General features: G+C 39.1%; 17 protein-coding genes and 1 pseudogene. 12 read left to right on the top strand and 6 right to left on the bottom strand.

Annotation, left to right across the window (positions count from 1 at the left end; all coding sequences use genetic code 11):
* Window positions 1–26: 26 nt before the first annotated feature.
* From rluB to AAEZ18_RS02105, 3 genes are all read right to left on the bottom strand, one after another.
* Window positions 27–899, bottom strand: a complete 873-nt coding sequence (gene rluB, locus AAEZ18_RS02115; protein WP_011328023.1) for a 23S rRNA pseudouridine(2605) synthase RluB — start codon at window positions 897–899, stop codon at window positions 27–29.
* On the bottom strand, window positions 896–1,486 hold the full coding sequence (gene scpB / locus AAEZ18_RS02110; protein WP_182683282.1) for an SMC-Scp complex subunit ScpB: 591 nt from the start codon (window positions 1,484–1,486) through the stop codon (window positions 896–898). The genes rluB and scpB overlap by 4 nt, the downstream gene beginning before the upstream one ends.
* Window positions 1,487–1,638: 152 nt before the next feature.
* Entirely contained in the window at window positions 1,639–2,160 is a 522-nt protein-coding gene (locus AAEZ18_RS02105; RefSeq protein WP_182683281.1) for an EF-hand domain-containing protein, read from the bottom strand.
* 315 nt (window positions 2,161–2,475) lie between these two features.
* Here AAEZ18_RS02105 and xthA point away from each other — a divergent pair, with 315 nt between their 5' ends.
* From xthA to AAEZ18_RS02090, 3 genes are read left to right on the top strand one after another with little or no spacing between them, the layout of a single operon-like run.
* Complete coding sequence (gene xthA / locus AAEZ18_RS02100; protein ID WP_011328020.1) at window positions 2,476–3,282, top strand: exodeoxyribonuclease III; 807 nt, start codon at window positions 2,476–2,478, stop codon at window positions 3,280–3,282.
* 4 nt (window positions 3,283–3,286) lie between these two features.
* A complete protein-coding gene (locus AAEZ18_RS02095; RefSeq protein ID WP_041454686.1) occupies window positions 3,287–3,934 on the top strand; it encodes an energy-coupling factor ABC transporter permease in 648 nt (215 codons plus the stop codon).
* On the top strand, window positions 3,931–4,752 hold the full coding sequence (locus AAEZ18_RS02090; protein ID WP_350593717.1) for a putative RNA methyltransferase: 822 nt from the start codon (window positions 3,931–3,933) through the stop codon (window positions 4,750–4,752). Before AAEZ18_RS02095 ends, AAEZ18_RS02090 begins: the two co-directional genes overlap by 4 nt.
* Window positions 4,753–4,765: 13 nt before the next feature.
* Here AAEZ18_RS02090 and yfbV read toward each other — a convergent pair whose 3' ends face one another.
* Window positions 4,766–5,212, bottom strand: a complete 447-nt coding sequence (gene yfbV / locus AAEZ18_RS02085) for a terminus macrodomain insulation protein YfbV (protein WP_011328017.1) — start codon at window positions 5,210–5,212, stop codon at window positions 4,766–4,768.
* A 436-nt stretch (window positions 5,213–5,648) separates the two neighbouring features.
* On the opposite strand from yfbV, the pseudogene AAEZ18_RS19905 reads away from it, so the two are divergent.
* From AAEZ18_RS19905 to AAEZ18_RS02065, 5 genes and pseudogenes are all read left to right on the top strand, one after another.
* Window positions 5,649–5,747: pseudogene (locus AAEZ18_RS19905) on the top strand (ACT domain-containing protein); the annotation flags it as partial.
* 3 nt (window positions 5,748–5,750) lie between these two features.
* Window positions 5,751–6,248, top strand: a complete 498-nt coding sequence (locus AAEZ18_RS02080) for a PTS glucose transporter subunit IIA (protein WP_350593715.1) — start codon at window positions 5,751–5,753, stop codon at window positions 6,246–6,248.
* A gap of 4 nt (window positions 6,249–6,252) precedes the next feature.
* Complete coding sequence (locus tag AAEZ18_RS02075) at window positions 6,253–6,597, top strand: ArsC family reductase (protein WP_086994314.1); 345 nt, start codon at window positions 6,253–6,255, stop codon at window positions 6,595–6,597.
* Entirely contained in the window at window positions 6,597–7,727 is a 1,131-nt protein-coding gene (gene dapE / locus AAEZ18_RS02070; RefSeq protein WP_350593713.1) for a succinyl-diaminopimelate desuccinylase, read from the top strand. Before AAEZ18_RS02075 ends, dapE begins: the two co-directional genes overlap by 1 nt.
* The gene (locus AAEZ18_RS02065) at window positions 7,727–8,410 is read left to right on the top strand and encodes a M15 family metallopeptidase (RefSeq protein WP_350593711.1); all 684 of its coding nucleotides are present in this window, start codon (window positions 7,727–7,729) and stop codon (window positions 8,408–8,410) included. The genes dapE and AAEZ18_RS02065 overlap by 1 nt, the downstream gene beginning before the upstream one ends.
* Here the strand turns inward: AAEZ18_RS02065 and AAEZ18_RS02060 are convergent.
* A complete protein-coding gene (locus AAEZ18_RS02060; RefSeq protein WP_089368189.1) occupies window positions 8,407–9,279 on the bottom strand; it encodes a DMT family transporter in 873 nt (290 codons plus the stop codon). The genes AAEZ18_RS02065 and AAEZ18_RS02060 overlap by 4 nt on opposite strands.
* Before the next feature lie 204 nt (window positions 9,280–9,483).
* On the opposite strand from AAEZ18_RS02060, the gene AAEZ18_RS02055 reads away from it, so the two are divergent.
* The 4 genes from AAEZ18_RS02055 to AAEZ18_RS02040 are packed head-to-tail and all read left to right on the top strand — an operon-like array spanning window position 9,484 to window position 12,398.
* A complete protein-coding gene (locus AAEZ18_RS02055; RefSeq protein WP_089368188.1) occupies window positions 9,484–10,848 on the top strand; it encodes a COG3014 family protein in 1,365 nt (454 codons plus the stop codon).
* A gap of 8 nt (window positions 10,849–10,856) precedes the next feature.
* A complete protein-coding gene (locus tag AAEZ18_RS02050) occupies window positions 10,857–11,282 on the top strand; it encodes a YcfL family putative periplasmic lipoprotein (RefSeq protein ID WP_058373255.1) in 426 nt (141 codons plus the stop codon).
* 11 nt (window positions 11,283–11,293) lie between these two features.
* Window positions 11,294–11,914: a penicillin-binding protein activator LpoB gene (gene lpoB / locus AAEZ18_RS02045; protein WP_338411403.1), complete on the top strand. Its 621-nt coding sequence runs from the start codon at window positions 11,294–11,296 to the stop codon at window positions 11,912–11,914.
* A gap of 16 nt (window positions 11,915–11,930) precedes the next feature.
* Entirely contained in the window at window positions 11,931–12,398 is a 468-nt protein-coding gene (locus AAEZ18_RS02040; protein WP_086994301.1) for an outer membrane lipoprotein, read from the top strand.
* Window positions 12,399–12,469: 71 nt separating this feature from the next.
* Here the strand turns inward: AAEZ18_RS02040 and AAEZ18_RS02035 are convergent, their stop codons facing one another.
* Complete coding sequence (locus AAEZ18_RS02035; RefSeq protein WP_011328004.1) at window positions 12,470–13,687, bottom strand: pyridoxal phosphate-dependent aminotransferase; 1,218 nt, start codon at window positions 13,685–13,687, stop codon at window positions 12,470–12,472.
* Between the last annotated feature and the right edge of the window lies 1 nt (window position 13,688).

The following is a 13,688-nucleotide window of genomic DNA, read 5'->3' as shown; positions in this document are numbered from 1 at the left end:
GGCTTTTTTAATTTCTAAATAATAAGCTATTTACGTTTTGTTGGTTTAACACGTTGATTATGCTTTTTAACTGCTTTACGTATTTGGTTTATTTTTGCACGCTTATCTTTGCGTTTTTCAGGCATTACAGAAAGCTTAGTTTGTGTTTCACGCCCTAACTTAACTGTTTTACGTAAATAGTTTACTGTGTCTAAATCGTATTCAATCCAACCACCTTGTGGTACGCGCTTATCCAGCTCTAACTTACCGTAACGAATACGGATCAGGCGAGAAACTTCCACCTCTTGTGATTGCCATAAACGACGAACTTCTCGGTTACGTCCTTCATTAAGCGTTACATTGTACCAACGGTTTATACCTTCGCCGCCCATAGGATTAACCGTTAGAAACTTTGCTGGGCCATCTTCAAGTTCAACACCACGGGTTAAATTTTTAATGGTTTCTTTGGTTACTTCACCAAATACACGGGCTGAGTATTCACGTTCAACTTCGTAACTTGGGTGCATGAGTCGGTTTGCTAATTCACCATCGTTAGTAAATAGCATCAAGCCTGCGGTATTAATATCTAATCGGCCAACCGCAATCCAGCGCTCGCCATCAATACGAGGGAGTCGGTCAAATACAGTACGACGACCTTCAGGATCTTTACGCGTGCTTAACTCACCTTCAGGCTTGTTATACATAATTACGCGACAAATTCTATCCGCTTTTTCTTCAATTTTTACTGTATGGCCATCAACGCGAATTGAATCTGTTTCTTCAACACGATCGCCTAATTTAGCCACTTTGCCGTTAACGCTAACGCGGTTTGCATCAATGTATTTTTCCATTTCACGGCGTGAGCCTACGCCAGCACGGGCTAGGACTTTTTGTAACTTTTCACCTTGTATAACACTCATTCGGATGGTTCTCTCACAGAAGGATCACTTAATAACTGGTTAATTTTACTTTGCTGTTGCTCTGGCAAGGCAGGTAAATTATCTAAACCTGTTATCGAAAAATAATCTAAAAATTGTTTAGTAGTCGCATATAGCGCCGGCTTACCCGGCACTTCTTTGTGGCCTACCACTTTAACCCACTCTCTTTCGAGTAGTGTTTTAATAATATTTGACCCCGTAGTAACACCACGCACTTGTTCAATTTCGGCGCGTGTAATTGGCTGCCTATAAGCAATTAGCGATAATGTTTCGAGCAAAGCACGCGAATATTTGGGCGCGCGTTCTTGCCATAAATTACTTAGCCAAGGGCTTAAGCTACTACATGCCTGAAAACGATAACCACTGCCTACTTCTACCAAACGAATACCACGGGTCTGAAAATGTGTTTGTATTGCTATTATTGCATCGTTTATACGCACCATAGATATTGCTAAATCGGCTAAAACAACATCCTTTAGATGACGTTTACTTAATGGTTTGTCAGCAACAAAAATCGCCGCTTCAATGATCTCAATTAATTGCTCATCACTAACTCGCCGACCCACCATAAACGCTCTTAAACTAATAAACACACACAGCCAACTATTATGCCAGAACTACAGCAAAGTAGGAAAACATATCGAGCAATTTAGTAAATCAAAGCCACAAAAAAAGCCAGTGCACAGCACTGGCTCCTTCCTCACACTTTAAAATGGTGTGCTTAGCTGTTATTGGCGCTTTTAAGTGCGTCGTCTTCAGCGACTGTATTGCCATATTTTTTTATGTAAGTTACAAATTCACGTTTGCTAACACGCTTGTCTTTATTTACATCCATATAGCCAAAGTGATTTGAAATATCATCATCGTCTGCTTCTTCAACCGAAATATAGCCACTTTTATCGTTATCTAAACTCGAGAAACTGCTTTGTATTTTATCAAATTTAGTAATATCCGCTTTAAATGCTGATTCGCTTACTTCACTGTCTGTGGCAACTTTTCCGGTATTTAATTGCATGTACGCATTAAATTCATTGCGACTTATTTGATTATCCATATTTGTATCAATATTTGAAAAGTGTTGCCAAATATTATCGTCATCGGCTTCAACTTTCGAAATAAAACCATCACTATCGTTATCTAAACTTGCAAAGTCACTATCAATTTTGTCTAACCCTTGGTTAGACGCACAAGCTGCTAAGCTTAACGTTGCTAAAATAGTAGAGGCTAATGTTAACTTTTTCATAAGACGTATCCTTGTAGTTAATTAATGTCACTTTAACTAATACAAGTTAAATGCCAAAAACACTAACCCCTTAAAATCAATTGGTTACAACAAAAGCATAAATAAAAAAACTAACGTAGCGCATTATAGTAATGAAAGCTTTGCTTCATGCCTTGTAATTTTTGCACAAAATATTGGTGTAATACCGGACATTACAGCGAGTGTTTTTACACTTAAAAGTTCAGCCAATAACTTCCTTGTTTCGGGCGTGTTATGTAAGTGTATTTACTGATATAATTTAACGCATTATATAGAACCAATTTTAAGGTATATGCTATGAAAGTGATTTCTTTCAATATCAATGGTCTGCGTGCGCGTCTTCATCAATTACAAGCTATTATCGACAAACATCAACCCGATATTATTGGCCTACAAGAAATTAAAGTTCATGACGAGGCATTCCCACTAGAAGATGTACAAAAAATGGGATATCACGTTTATTATCATGGCCAAAAAGCCCATTACGGCGTAGCTATGTTATGCAAAAAAGAACCTAAATCGGTATTTAAAGGCTTTGCCACTGATACTGAAGAATCACAAAAACGCATGATCAGTGTTACCGTAGAGCAAGACAATGGCCGTGATTTAACGGTAATGAATGGTTATTTCCCGCAAGGTGAAAACATTAATCACGAAACCAAGTTCCCGTATAAACGTCAGTTTTATAAAGATTTAATGACCCACCTGCAAACAAATCATACCCCTGATGAAGACGTGATTGTAATGGGCGATATTAATATTTCACCTACCAACCTAGATATAGGTATTGGCGAAGTAAATGCTAAACGTTGGTTAAAAACCGGTAAATGTTCTTTTCAACCGATAGAGCGTGAATGGCTGGCAACATTACTTAATTGGGGCTTTAAAGACACCTTTAGAGAGCAAAACCCAGAAACCAGCGATCAATACTCGTGGTTTGACTACCGCTCAAAAGGGTTTTTAGATAACCGTGGCCTACGAATTGATGTTGTACTTGCAACACATGAGCTAGCCGCGCGTTGTATAGACACAGGTATAGATTACGAATTACGTGGCATCGAAAAGCCATCGGATCATGCCCCTATTTGGTCTGAATTTAAATAACCCTATGCTTAGCCTCCCAATGCAAGGGCTACTTTGGGCCCTTGTAATCGCTATAAGCTTATTTAGTATTGATAAAGCGACCTATAAAGCACTCTACAATGTACCCATACGCCAAACAGGAGTACTTGCATGTGCGTTGGTGTTTGCTGTTTTATGGCGCATTAAAGCTGGTATTTTAACGGGCCTTGATTTACATATTTTAGGTATTACTGCAGCTACACTTATACTCGGTTGGCGTTTAACTATTTTAAGTAGTGTTCTGGCAACGGCGCTATTAGCCGCATTTGGTTTAATTGAGTTTGAGTTACTGCCAGTGCAATTGCTTATTGGCGCATTTATTCCTATTTTATTGAGCTACTTGGCTTTTATTGTTAGTTATCAGTATTTACCGCGCCACTTTTTTGTTTATATATTTGTATGTGCGTTTATTACGGCTGGGTTTATCGCCTGTATAAAAATAGCTTTAGGGGCATTATTTTATCTTGCTATTGGTCAATATAGCTGGCAACAATTAGCAGATAATTACGTTTACTTAAGCGCTATTATTTGGCTGCCAGAAGCCATGTTAAACGGTATGGCTATTACAATTATGATCACTTATCGCCCACATTGGGTAAAAACTTTTTACGATAAGGACTACCTAGGCTCATGAGTCTTGAATATAGCTGCCCACTGTGTAGCAACTTACTAATAAAAACAGCTAATATGCTTCGCTGTGAAAACAACCATAGTTTTGACTTTGCAAAAGAAGGCTATGTAAATTTATTGCCTGTACAGCAAAAAAACTCAAAACAACCTGGTGACTCATTAGAAATGGTGCAAGCTAGGCGCGCTTTTTTAGAGCGCAACTATTATGCCTTTTTACAGCACGAACTTGGCCAAATTATTAGTGATATAGCAGCTAATAATATTATTGATTTAGGGTGTGGTGAAGGGTTTTACACCCAAGCTTTAGCTAATAATACCCAAGCCACTGTGTACGGGGTTGATATATCGAAGGCGGCGGTAAAATATGCGGCAAAACGCTACAGCAATTGTTACTTTAGCGTGGCATCCATTAGCCAAGCCCCTTTTAAAAGCTACTTTGCCGATGTATTGGTCAGTGTATTCGCACCATTATTTACTCAAGAACTAGCAAGACTTGCTAAACCCGGTTCAACACTCGTAGTGGCAAGCCCCGGACCTCAGCATTTAAAAGAGTTAAAAGAGTATATTTACTCAAGTGTTAATGAACATACACAAATAGAAGTACCTGCAATGTTTACACAAACATCGCAAACACTCATCACTGAGCAAGTTACCTTAAACTTTAGCGACGTTAAAAACTTAATAATGATGACACCATTCGCGTGGAAGTTCAGACCCGAGCACTGGTTAGCACTCGAAGAAAAAGGTGAACATAATGTCACCTTATCGTTTTATATTACACAATTCACAAGAGATAAAAGCATAGCTGTTGCGCACATATAAAGGCAACAGGCGCTTAAAATTGCTCTTTAGTGAACGTTTTGTCCATTTTATCAAACATATCATTAAGTAATTCTTCAAGCTCCAAGTAACGGGGCTTTTTTTCGCTACGCTGTGCTTGATAGCCATTAGCCACCATTTTAGCATAAAGCTCGTTATACCAACGTTGCATAGCAGGCTCTAACTCGGTTTGCGCTCGTTTTCCTAACCATAACAAACCTTGTAAAGGGAGCGATATAAAAAAAAGCGCACTTGCAATTGCTTGCGGTAAAAAGTCAGAGCCAAGATAATTTAACTGAAAAAATAACGTTAGCATGGCTAATATTGGCATTACCGTAATCGCCAACTCTGTCGCCTTTATTACTTTAAACTCAGCAAACAAAGGAGCTAATTCTTTTCGCATTGGCCATTTTTTAGCGTACACACGCCCTATTTGTACTTGCGACATCACACTTTTTTGCATCATGACTCCTCATACATAATATCAACACTACCAATAACATTGGTTGTTATCATGATAGTGTAACACAAATTATTTTATATGGAATTTTCATAAAAACGCACTAAACGAGTAAAAAATCACTCATACTTTAAGGCCTTTTGTTTGAACAGGTTTCGTCTCAATATTAATACATACGCTGTTAAGTGCTAAATGGATCTTTTCTAAACTAATAATTTTAAACATTATAATCAGTACGTTAAGCCACTTATACGCCACAATTCCCACAGTTACCCACAGAAAATGTGGACAACATAATTAACCTCACTTTTGCTAACGTAACCACAACTAGCTTAGTTGCTGTTACTACTTTAATTTAAGGTTAATGATCTATACTATAACCTTATAGTTATTGCTGTTCGTCGGGCTTTTAATGTCAAAAAAAGCATTACAATTGCATAGTACAGTCGATACCGATTATATATTAGTAAAAAAACACACCGTAGATTTAGCTATTACCGCTTTGAAAAAAGATGGCTATAACGTAATTTTTGAGTGACTTATGAAACCGCAAACAATAGATTATTTAGCTCAGAATAAATTACCTCGTCATGCCATTAATATTACTAGCCCATTTTCAGGAAAAGTAATAGCACTTAACGAACACCCCGAACCACTTTTTCGCTTTGGCACATTAGGCCCAGGTATTATGGTACAGCTAAGCAACCATAAAATATTAGCCCCGTTTGACGGCACTTTGCTGCAGGCAAAAAATGCCGGCACCGAATTTATTTTACAAGCTAAAAACGGCCTAAAAGTACTGATTAATTTAACTATTGCGAGCTCGCAACACATTACCCATACCCACATAGCTCAGTTAAATGGTAGCAAAATAAGTAAAGGCCAACGCCTTGCTTATTTTGATTTACGCGAACTTGATACACCTATGCTAGCAAGTTTAATTTTGCTCAATGGCCACAGCCTAGGTACATTTCACTTTTCACACTCGCAGGTAAATGCGGGTGTCGATACTTTATTAACTATTATTAAAAAGAAGTAGATTTATGATCACCCTTTACGGCATAAGCAATTGCGACACTATAAAAAAAGCTAAAAAATACTTAACCGATAACAACATTGAGTTTACTTTTCATGACTATCGCAAAGATGGCGTAAACGAGAGTATGGTTAGTAACTTTGCTGATAAACTTGATTGGGAGCAGCTTGTAAACAAGCGTGGCACCACTTACCGCGCCTTAAGCGATGATGAAAAACAAAGCTTAACTAAAGAAAAAGCGATACCGTTATTAGTTGAGCAACCTGCAATGATAAAACGCCCTGTATTGGTTAATAACAACGAGTACCACTTAGGTTTTAAAGCAGCACAATACGATGAGATTTTTAAATAATGACAGATGACGTAATCGCTCTAGCGCAAGCGTTAATACAACGCGAGTCGGTAACACCTGAAGATGCTGGCTGCCAACAAATGATGAACGATAGATTGCAAGCAGTTGGCTTTAACATCGAATCGTTATTTTTTACCGACACCTTAAATACCTGGGCACGCAAAGGGACGCAATCGCCACATTTTTGTTTTGCCGGGCACACCGATGTAGTCCCCACTGGCCCTGAAAAAAACTGGCAGTACCCGCCATTTTCTGGCCTAGTTGAAAATGGTTTATTACACGGGCGCGGTGCAGCCGATATGAAAGGCTCATTGGCTGCTATGCTGGTTGCTACTGAACGTTTTGTAACAAAGCATCCAGATCATAAAGGCTCTATTTCTTTTTTAATTACTTCAGATGAAGAAGGCCCATTTATAAACGGCACTACTCGGGTAATTGACACCCTAGAAGCGCGCGGTGAAAAAATAGATATGTGTTTAGTTGGCGAGCCTTCATCTCGTGATGTATTAGGCGATGTAGTTAAAAATGGACGCCGAGGCTCACTTACCGGCTTTTTAACTGTTAAAGGTATACAAGGGCATGTGGCATACCCGCAGTTAGCGCAAAACCCTATTCATTTAACTACCCCTGCCCTCACTGAGCTAAGCCAAACAGTATGGGATCACGGTAACGAGTACTTTCCCGCCACTAGTTTTCAAATTTCAAATATAAATGGCGGCACTGGGGCCGGTAATGTGATCCCCGGAGAGTTAGAAGTACAGTTTAACTTTAGGTTTAGTACTGAAGTTACTCATACGCAATTACAACAACGCGTTAACGCTATTTTACAGCAGCATAATTTAAATTATGAATTAAGCTGGATTGTAAACGGCCAACCGTTTTTAACAGAGCACGGCCCACTGGTTGACGCCACAGTAAAGGCAATTAAATCGGTAACCGGTTTAACAACAAATCTAGAAACGACTGGCGGTACATCAGACGGGCGTTTTATTGCTCAAACCGGCGCTAAAGTAATTGAGCTTGGCCCGCGCAATGCCACTATTCATAAAGTAGATGAATGTGTAAGTACCGATGACTTAATTGCACTGTGCGATATTTACGAGCAAATTTTAGAAAACCTACTAACGTAATGAACTCAAAAAAAATAACCACAATGTGTATTACAGGAAAAAGTGATACACATTTAACCCAAATACAAAATCATCGTTTGCACTGCAATATTGTTAATGATTTTTTAGCACTGCAAAGTGCCGCCAAAGCAGCAGGGTTTGAGCTTACAATAGCTTCCAGCTTTCGTGACTTTAACCGCCAAGCGGCTATTTTTAACGCTAAATTTTCAGGTGCACGCCCTGTTTATAATAAACAACAGCAAGTTGTTGAATTAGATAACTTAAGCGATATAGATAAATGTATTGCCATTATGCTCTACTCTGCACTGCCTGGCGCAAGTAGGCATCATTTAGGGACCGATTTAGATGTGTTTGATAAAGCGGCAGTGAGTGATGATTACCAGTTGCAACTCACGCCCGATGAATATCAACAAAGCGGCCCATTTGCTCCACTGAGCGACTGGCTAGATGCTAACTTAGCACTATTTGGGTTTTATCGGCCTTATCAGCATGACTTAGGTGGTGTAGCCCCCGAGCTTTGGCATATTAGCCATATTAAGCAGTCGCAATTACTGGTTAATATGCTTAGTCTGCAAGTACTGCATGAGTGTATAAGTAATAGTGACCTATTAGCCAAAGAGGCTATTTTAGCCAACTTACCCATGCTTTATGAGCGCTTTATAATAAACGTTAGCCCTGTTTAACAGGGCTGTTTTTTATTGAGCGTAAATACCAGCACTGCCCCCAAAATAACACTGCTGGCAACTATAAATTGCACGGTTAACTGCTCAGATAAAAACACCACGCCCGCAATGGCAGCAAGCACAGGTACACATAGCTGCACCACTGCTGCTTGGGTGCTTTTTAATTTTGGCATTGCCGTATACCAAATACTGTAACCAATACCTGAAGCTATTGCGCCACTGGCACATGCAAGTAACACTCCTTCTATGCGGATACTTTTTATATAACCCATACCTATTATTAGCAATATAGGCAAAGCAACTAAGCTGCGAATAAAGTTAAATGCAGAGGTTCTCAGTGGTGATATACAAGCTTTGCCTCGTATACTATACACACCCCACGCTATGCCACTAATGGCCATAAGGGTCGCTCCAAATAATGAAGGTATTGCTGCAGAGGGCAACATTAAATAAACAAAACCGGCAAAAGCGCTTATAAATGCCAACCATTGTAATAGACTCAATTGCTCTTTTTTATAAATTCCCCAGCCAATCATAGTAAGTTGTACCGCGGAAAATAAAATAAGTGCACCAGTGCCGGTATCAAGCTCTATATACGCGATAGAAAAACACAATGCATAAACAAGCAAACTAATACTACTTCGCCAACTTCCTGTATCTTTTAATATTTCGCTATTAAACGTACCGTTACGTTTTGTAGTATTAGTATAAAGCAGCATAATAATGGCTAAACATACAGCCCCGCTAAGTAAGCGAATAACAGTAAAGTTCCATGCATCTATATACCCTTGTGCGAGCGCCATTCTGCACAATAAAGAGTTAGCGGCAAACGCAATTAAAGCACTTAAAGTGTACAACGTTGTTTTCAAAAACAATCCTTAGCTAAAATAAGTACAGTTAACACTGCTAATTTAATGATTTTTAGATTTAGTTATTATAATAACATTACAATATTAATACGATTAACGCTTCGTTCACTGCTCGGCAGTTATGCTACGCTTTTTTACAATATTTCACATATTTTTTTAATGAGTGTATGTTAATCTTATTAAGTAAATTTAAAGGAGTGCTCAGTGCGCCGTAGCTTAATATTTAGTTTTTGTTTTATTTTAAGTGGTTGTAGTACCATAGGATTTAGCGATCTATTTAATGACTATGCGACTCAAGTATCCCCTGTAAGACAAGCAATAGAGAGTAACAACATAGCGCAAGCGCAGTCGCTTATTGCTAAAAATAGTAGTATGCACAGTAGCTACTTACTTAATCAATTAGAGCAAGCGCGCCTTGCCGACTTAGCTAATATGCAAACCGATGCGCAAAGCCAATTTGAAAACGTTTATCAACAAGTACAAAACAAGCGCGAGGCTGCCAAAGTTCAGCTCAGTAGTGGGCTTGAACAAAGTAATGCTTTATTTACCAACGACTCGGCTATTACTTATATACCCGCCCCTTATGAAATGAGCATGCTGCATAGTTATAAAGCGCTTAATTACGTATATAAAAATGATGTTGAAGGTGCATTAGTTGAAGTTAGGCGGGCTAATAAAGTACAAGTAGACGCACTTATTCAAAATCAGGCAGCGCTAGATTCCGCTACAAAAGAAGCGCAGCAGCATTATCCAAGTATGAGTAAGGTTACCCGAGACGTTAAAAATGGCTTTCAAAATGCTTATACTTTTTATTTATCCGCTTTATTGTACCAAAGCAGTAAACAGTATGATGATGCCTACATTGACTATAAAAAAGCACTCGAAATACAACCCAACAATATTTATTTGCAACGTGATGTACTTCGCCTTGCTAAAAAACAAGGCTTTGATCAAGACCTAAGTGAGTTTAAAAAGCGCTTTGGTGAGGCAGCAAATATACCGTCTGAACAAGGCGAAGTAGTTATATTATTTGAACAAGGCTTAGTGCCTAAGCAACACGAATTTAAATTACGTTTACCTATTTTTACCTCTGGCGGTAATGCACGTTTTTATAGCTTAGCTATGCCAGTTTATAAAGACAACGCCTATGTTCGTAGCATTAATAACATCAGTATTAATGCCCAAAACTTAGTATTAAGCCCGCTAGTGCACATAGAATCACTGGCTGCTAAAACGTTAGAAGATCAAATACCTGCCAGAATAGCGCGGCAAATACTGCGTTTAGTCGCCAAAGAAAAAGTACGAGCCGAACTGGCTCGTAGCACCGGAGACGTAGGGAATATAATTGCGAACATTTATAACTTAGCCTCTGAGCAAGCCGATACACGCAGTTGGCTCACGCTACCAAATCAAATAAGTGTGGCGCGAAGTAGCTTAAACAGCGGCGCGCATTCATTAACCATAGGCACGCAAGCGCCAATAAATTTTACCGTTAGTAAGCAAAGGTTAACCTTAATTTATCTAACCTCTATAAATAACTACTTTAATTATCATGTAGTACAACTCTAGGAGCGATTATGAGATACATAATGCCATTATTTGCGGTTTTAATACTCAGTGCCTGTGCTGGCAAACCAGACACATCGGGTATAGCAATTGAGCAAGGTAATAAAACATTTAATCAGCAACTACGTGTTGATAACCCAGAGCTTGGTGAGAAACTAGCTATTAGTGACGTAAAAACACGTCAAACAAACCAATTAACTGACGTGGTAGTTACCTTAGCAAGCCAATATAAAAAGTCGCAATACTTACAGTATCAATTTAATTGGTACGACAAAGACGGCTTTGTTATTAAGGGTAATCACTCCCCTTGGCAAGCAATTACCTTATTTGGCTTTGCACAAACACAATTACCAGGGCTAGCACCCAGCCCAGATGCAGTTACCTTCTCATTAGCAGTAAGAGAAGTGTCTACCGATGCGCAAGAATTTAAAGAATAAAGGAAATAACAATGATCATACGTAAAAAATTCAAAACAGCTTCAACTTACGCGCTTATTGGTTTAAGTGTATTAGTATTAAGTGGTTGTGCAAATAAAGCGGTAGTTAGTTATGGCGACGCACAAGCCGTAGAAACCACTGACATTAACTTTGGCTCTACCGATTTACAAAAAGTAGCCAGCCAAATGACCGATTCACTATTAAGCTCTCCGGTTGTTGGCACCATGACCGCCAATAAACGCCCTGTGGTATTTGTTGAAAGAATTAAAAACAAAACCAGCGAGCACATTGATACCGAATCAATCACCGACTCTATTTCAACTCAGTTACTGCGTAGCGGAAAATTTAGATTTGTTGATATGACCCGAGTTGAAGCTATACGTGAGCAGCTTAAATTTCAAAACGAAGATGCATTAGTTAACCCCACGACTGCTATGGCATTTGGTAAACAAATTGGTGCGCAGTATATGCTGTACGGCAACTTATCAAGCATAGTTAAATCCAATGCTGACAAATCAGACGTATACTATAAATTTACCATGCGTTTAATGGATATGGAAAGTGGCTTAGTTGAATGGGCTGACGAAACAGAAATTCGTAAAACGAAAGAAAAATCAACCTTTGGCTGGTAGTCAATAGGAGTTAATTATGAAAGCGATTACTGTATTAATGTGTACATTACTTACAATTAGCGCACCTGCATTGGCTAATTACGAGCGCAATAAAGCAGTAGCAGTACAACAAGTGCTATTTGGCGATGTGCAATCAGTGCGTAATATTACTGAGCAAGAGCTAGTACAAGATCAAAGCAATGGTTGGAAAACATTTGGCGGCGCTTTGCTTGGCGGCGTTGTTGGTAATCAGTTTGGCGGTGGCAGCGGGCGTACCGTTGCTACTATTTTGGGCTCAGTGATAGGCGGCAATGTAGCGCATAATCAACAGCAAAAAAGCCATTACCAACAAACTCGTTTAGTAGAGTTATTAATACAAGTTGAAAATGGCGATCAATTTATGGTGGTTCAAAATCAAGACCAATCAATGCGCTTTAGCAAAGGCGATAGTGTAAGGCTGGTGTATTTAAACGATAACAGCGTACGTGTTGATAAAGCCTATTAATAGCAATTATATTAACTTTAGCATAAGTAAAAACGAGCCTAAATTGGCTCGTTTTTTGTGTGTTTTAAAAGTTAGGCTTGTCGGTAATCTTTAAAAAAGCGCTGCATTTTAGTCATCGCATCCGTTAAATCATCTTTGTTGGGTAAAAACACCAATCTAAAATGATCAGGCTCAGGCCAGTTAAATGCACGCCCATGCACCAGTAATATTTTTTCAGCTTTGAGTAAATCAAACATCATTTGCTCATCGCTTTTAATATTAAAGCGCGCGGTATCTACTTTAGCAAAAGCATATAAGGCACCTTTTGGTTTTACGCAGCTAATACCCTCTATTGCATTGAGCCCGCGCCACGCTATATCACGCTGTACATACAAACGCCCGCCTGGATTAATTAGGTTGTCGATTGATTGTACTCCGCCCAATGCTTGTTGAATGGCATATTGAGCAGGTACGTTAGCGCACAAACGCATAGATGATAAAATTTCTAGGCCTTTGCGTAAGTCACTCATAACCGACGTACGCCCACTTAACACCATCCAGCCCATTCTTAGGCCAGCAGCACGGTACGTTTTTGCTAAACCGTTAAAGGTAATAATAGGTACATCGTCGCACAGTGCACCAATTGAGCTATGCGTAATGCCGTCGTATAAAATCTTTTCGTAAATTTCATCACTTAACAGTAGTAACTTGTGCTCACGCGCTATGTCAATTAACTGCTGCAGTAAATCATCGCTATACACAGCCCCTGTCGGGTTATTTGGATTGATCAATACTAATGCTTTGGTTTTAGAGGTGATTTTACTTTTTATATCAGCAATATCCGGAAACCAATCTTGCTCTTCATCACATAAATAATGCACCGGATTGCCACCAGAGAGCTTAACTGCAGCGGTCCACAGAGGGTAATCGGGAGCGGGGATCAGCACTTCATCGTCATTATTTAACAATGCCTGCGTAACCATTTGAATCAGTTCGCTAACGCCATTGCCAATATAAATGTTATCTACATCTAAATTATATAAACCGCGTTGTTGATAATGCTGATAAATAGCCACCCGCGCCGAATAAAGCCCTTTAGAATCACAATAACCTTGGGCTGAATATAAATTGCGAATAATATCGCGGTGCATATCTTCTGGCATATCAAAGCCAAACGCAGCCGGATTACCAATGTTTAGCTTTAAAACTTTTTGGCCTTCGTCTTCCATTTTTTTAGCTTGGACTAAAACAGGGCCGCGAATGTCATAACAGACACCGTCTAATTTATGACTCATTTTAATTTCTGACATT

The sequence above is a fragment of the Pseudoalteromonas sp. 19-MNA-CIBAN-0066 genome (assembly GCF_040308705.1).
Classification (GTDB): domain Bacteria; phylum Pseudomonadota; class Gammaproteobacteria; order Enterobacterales; family Alteromonadaceae; genus Pseudoalteromonas; species Pseudoalteromonas nigrifaciens.
This window is presented reverse-complemented; position numbering and strand designations above follow the sequence as displayed.

Excerpts from the sequence above, each read along its gene's own strand:
- scpB (WP_182683282.1), bottom strand. The coding sequence starts at position 1,486 with ATGGTGGGTCGGCGAGTTAGTGATGAGCAATTAATTGAGATCATTGAA.
- yfbV (WP_011328017.1), bottom strand. The coding sequence starts at position 5,212 with ATGCAAAAAAGTGTGATGTCGCAAGTACAAATAGGGCGTGTGTACGCT.
- AAEZ18_RS02050 (WP_058373255.1), top strand. The coding sequence starts at position 10,857 with ATGAGATACATAATGCCATTATTTGCGGTTTTAATACTCAGTGCCTGT.
- xthA (WP_011328020.1), top strand. The coding sequence starts at position 2,476 with ATGAAAGTGATTTCTTTCAATATCAATGGTCTGCGTGCGCGTCTTCAT.
- AAEZ18_RS02080 (WP_350593715.1), top strand. The coding sequence starts at position 5,751 with ATGAAACCGCAAACAATAGATTATTTAGCTCAGAATAAATTACCTCGT.
- AAEZ18_RS02035 (WP_011328004.1), bottom strand. The coding sequence starts at position 13,687 with ATGTCAGAAATTAAAATGAGTCATAAATTAGACGGTGTCTGTTATGAC.
- lpoB (WP_338411403.1), top strand. The coding sequence starts at position 11,294 with ATGATCATACGTAAAAAATTCAAAACAGCTTCAACTTACGCGCTTATT.
- AAEZ18_RS02040 (WP_086994301.1), top strand. The coding sequence starts at position 11,931 with ATGAAAGCGATTACTGTATTAATGTGTACATTACTTACAATTAGCGCA.
- AAEZ18_RS02065 (WP_350593711.1), top strand. The coding sequence starts at position 7,727 with ATGAACTCAAAAAAAATAACCACAATGTGTATTACAGGAAAAAGTGAT.
- AAEZ18_RS02090 (WP_350593717.1), top strand. The coding sequence starts at position 3,931 with ATGAGTCTTGAATATAGCTGCCCACTGTGTAGCAACTTACTAATAAAA.
- AAEZ18_RS02075 (WP_086994314.1), top strand. The coding sequence starts at position 6,253 with ATGATCACCCTTTACGGCATAAGCAATTGCGACACTATAAAAAAAGCT.
- AAEZ18_RS02105 (WP_182683281.1), bottom strand. The coding sequence starts at position 2,160 with ATGAAAAAGTTAACATTAGCCTCTACTATTTTAGCAACGTTAAGCTTA.
- dapE (WP_350593713.1), top strand. The coding sequence starts at position 6,597 with ATGACAGATGACGTAATCGCTCTAGCGCAAGCGTTAATACAACGCGAG.
- AAEZ18_RS02095 (WP_041454686.1), top strand. The coding sequence starts at position 3,287 with ATGCTTAGCCTCCCAATGCAAGGGCTACTTTGGGCCCTTGTAATCGCT.
- rluB (WP_011328023.1), bottom strand. The coding sequence starts at position 899 with ATGAGTGTTATACAAGGTGAAAAGTTACAAAAAGTCCTAGCCCGTGCT.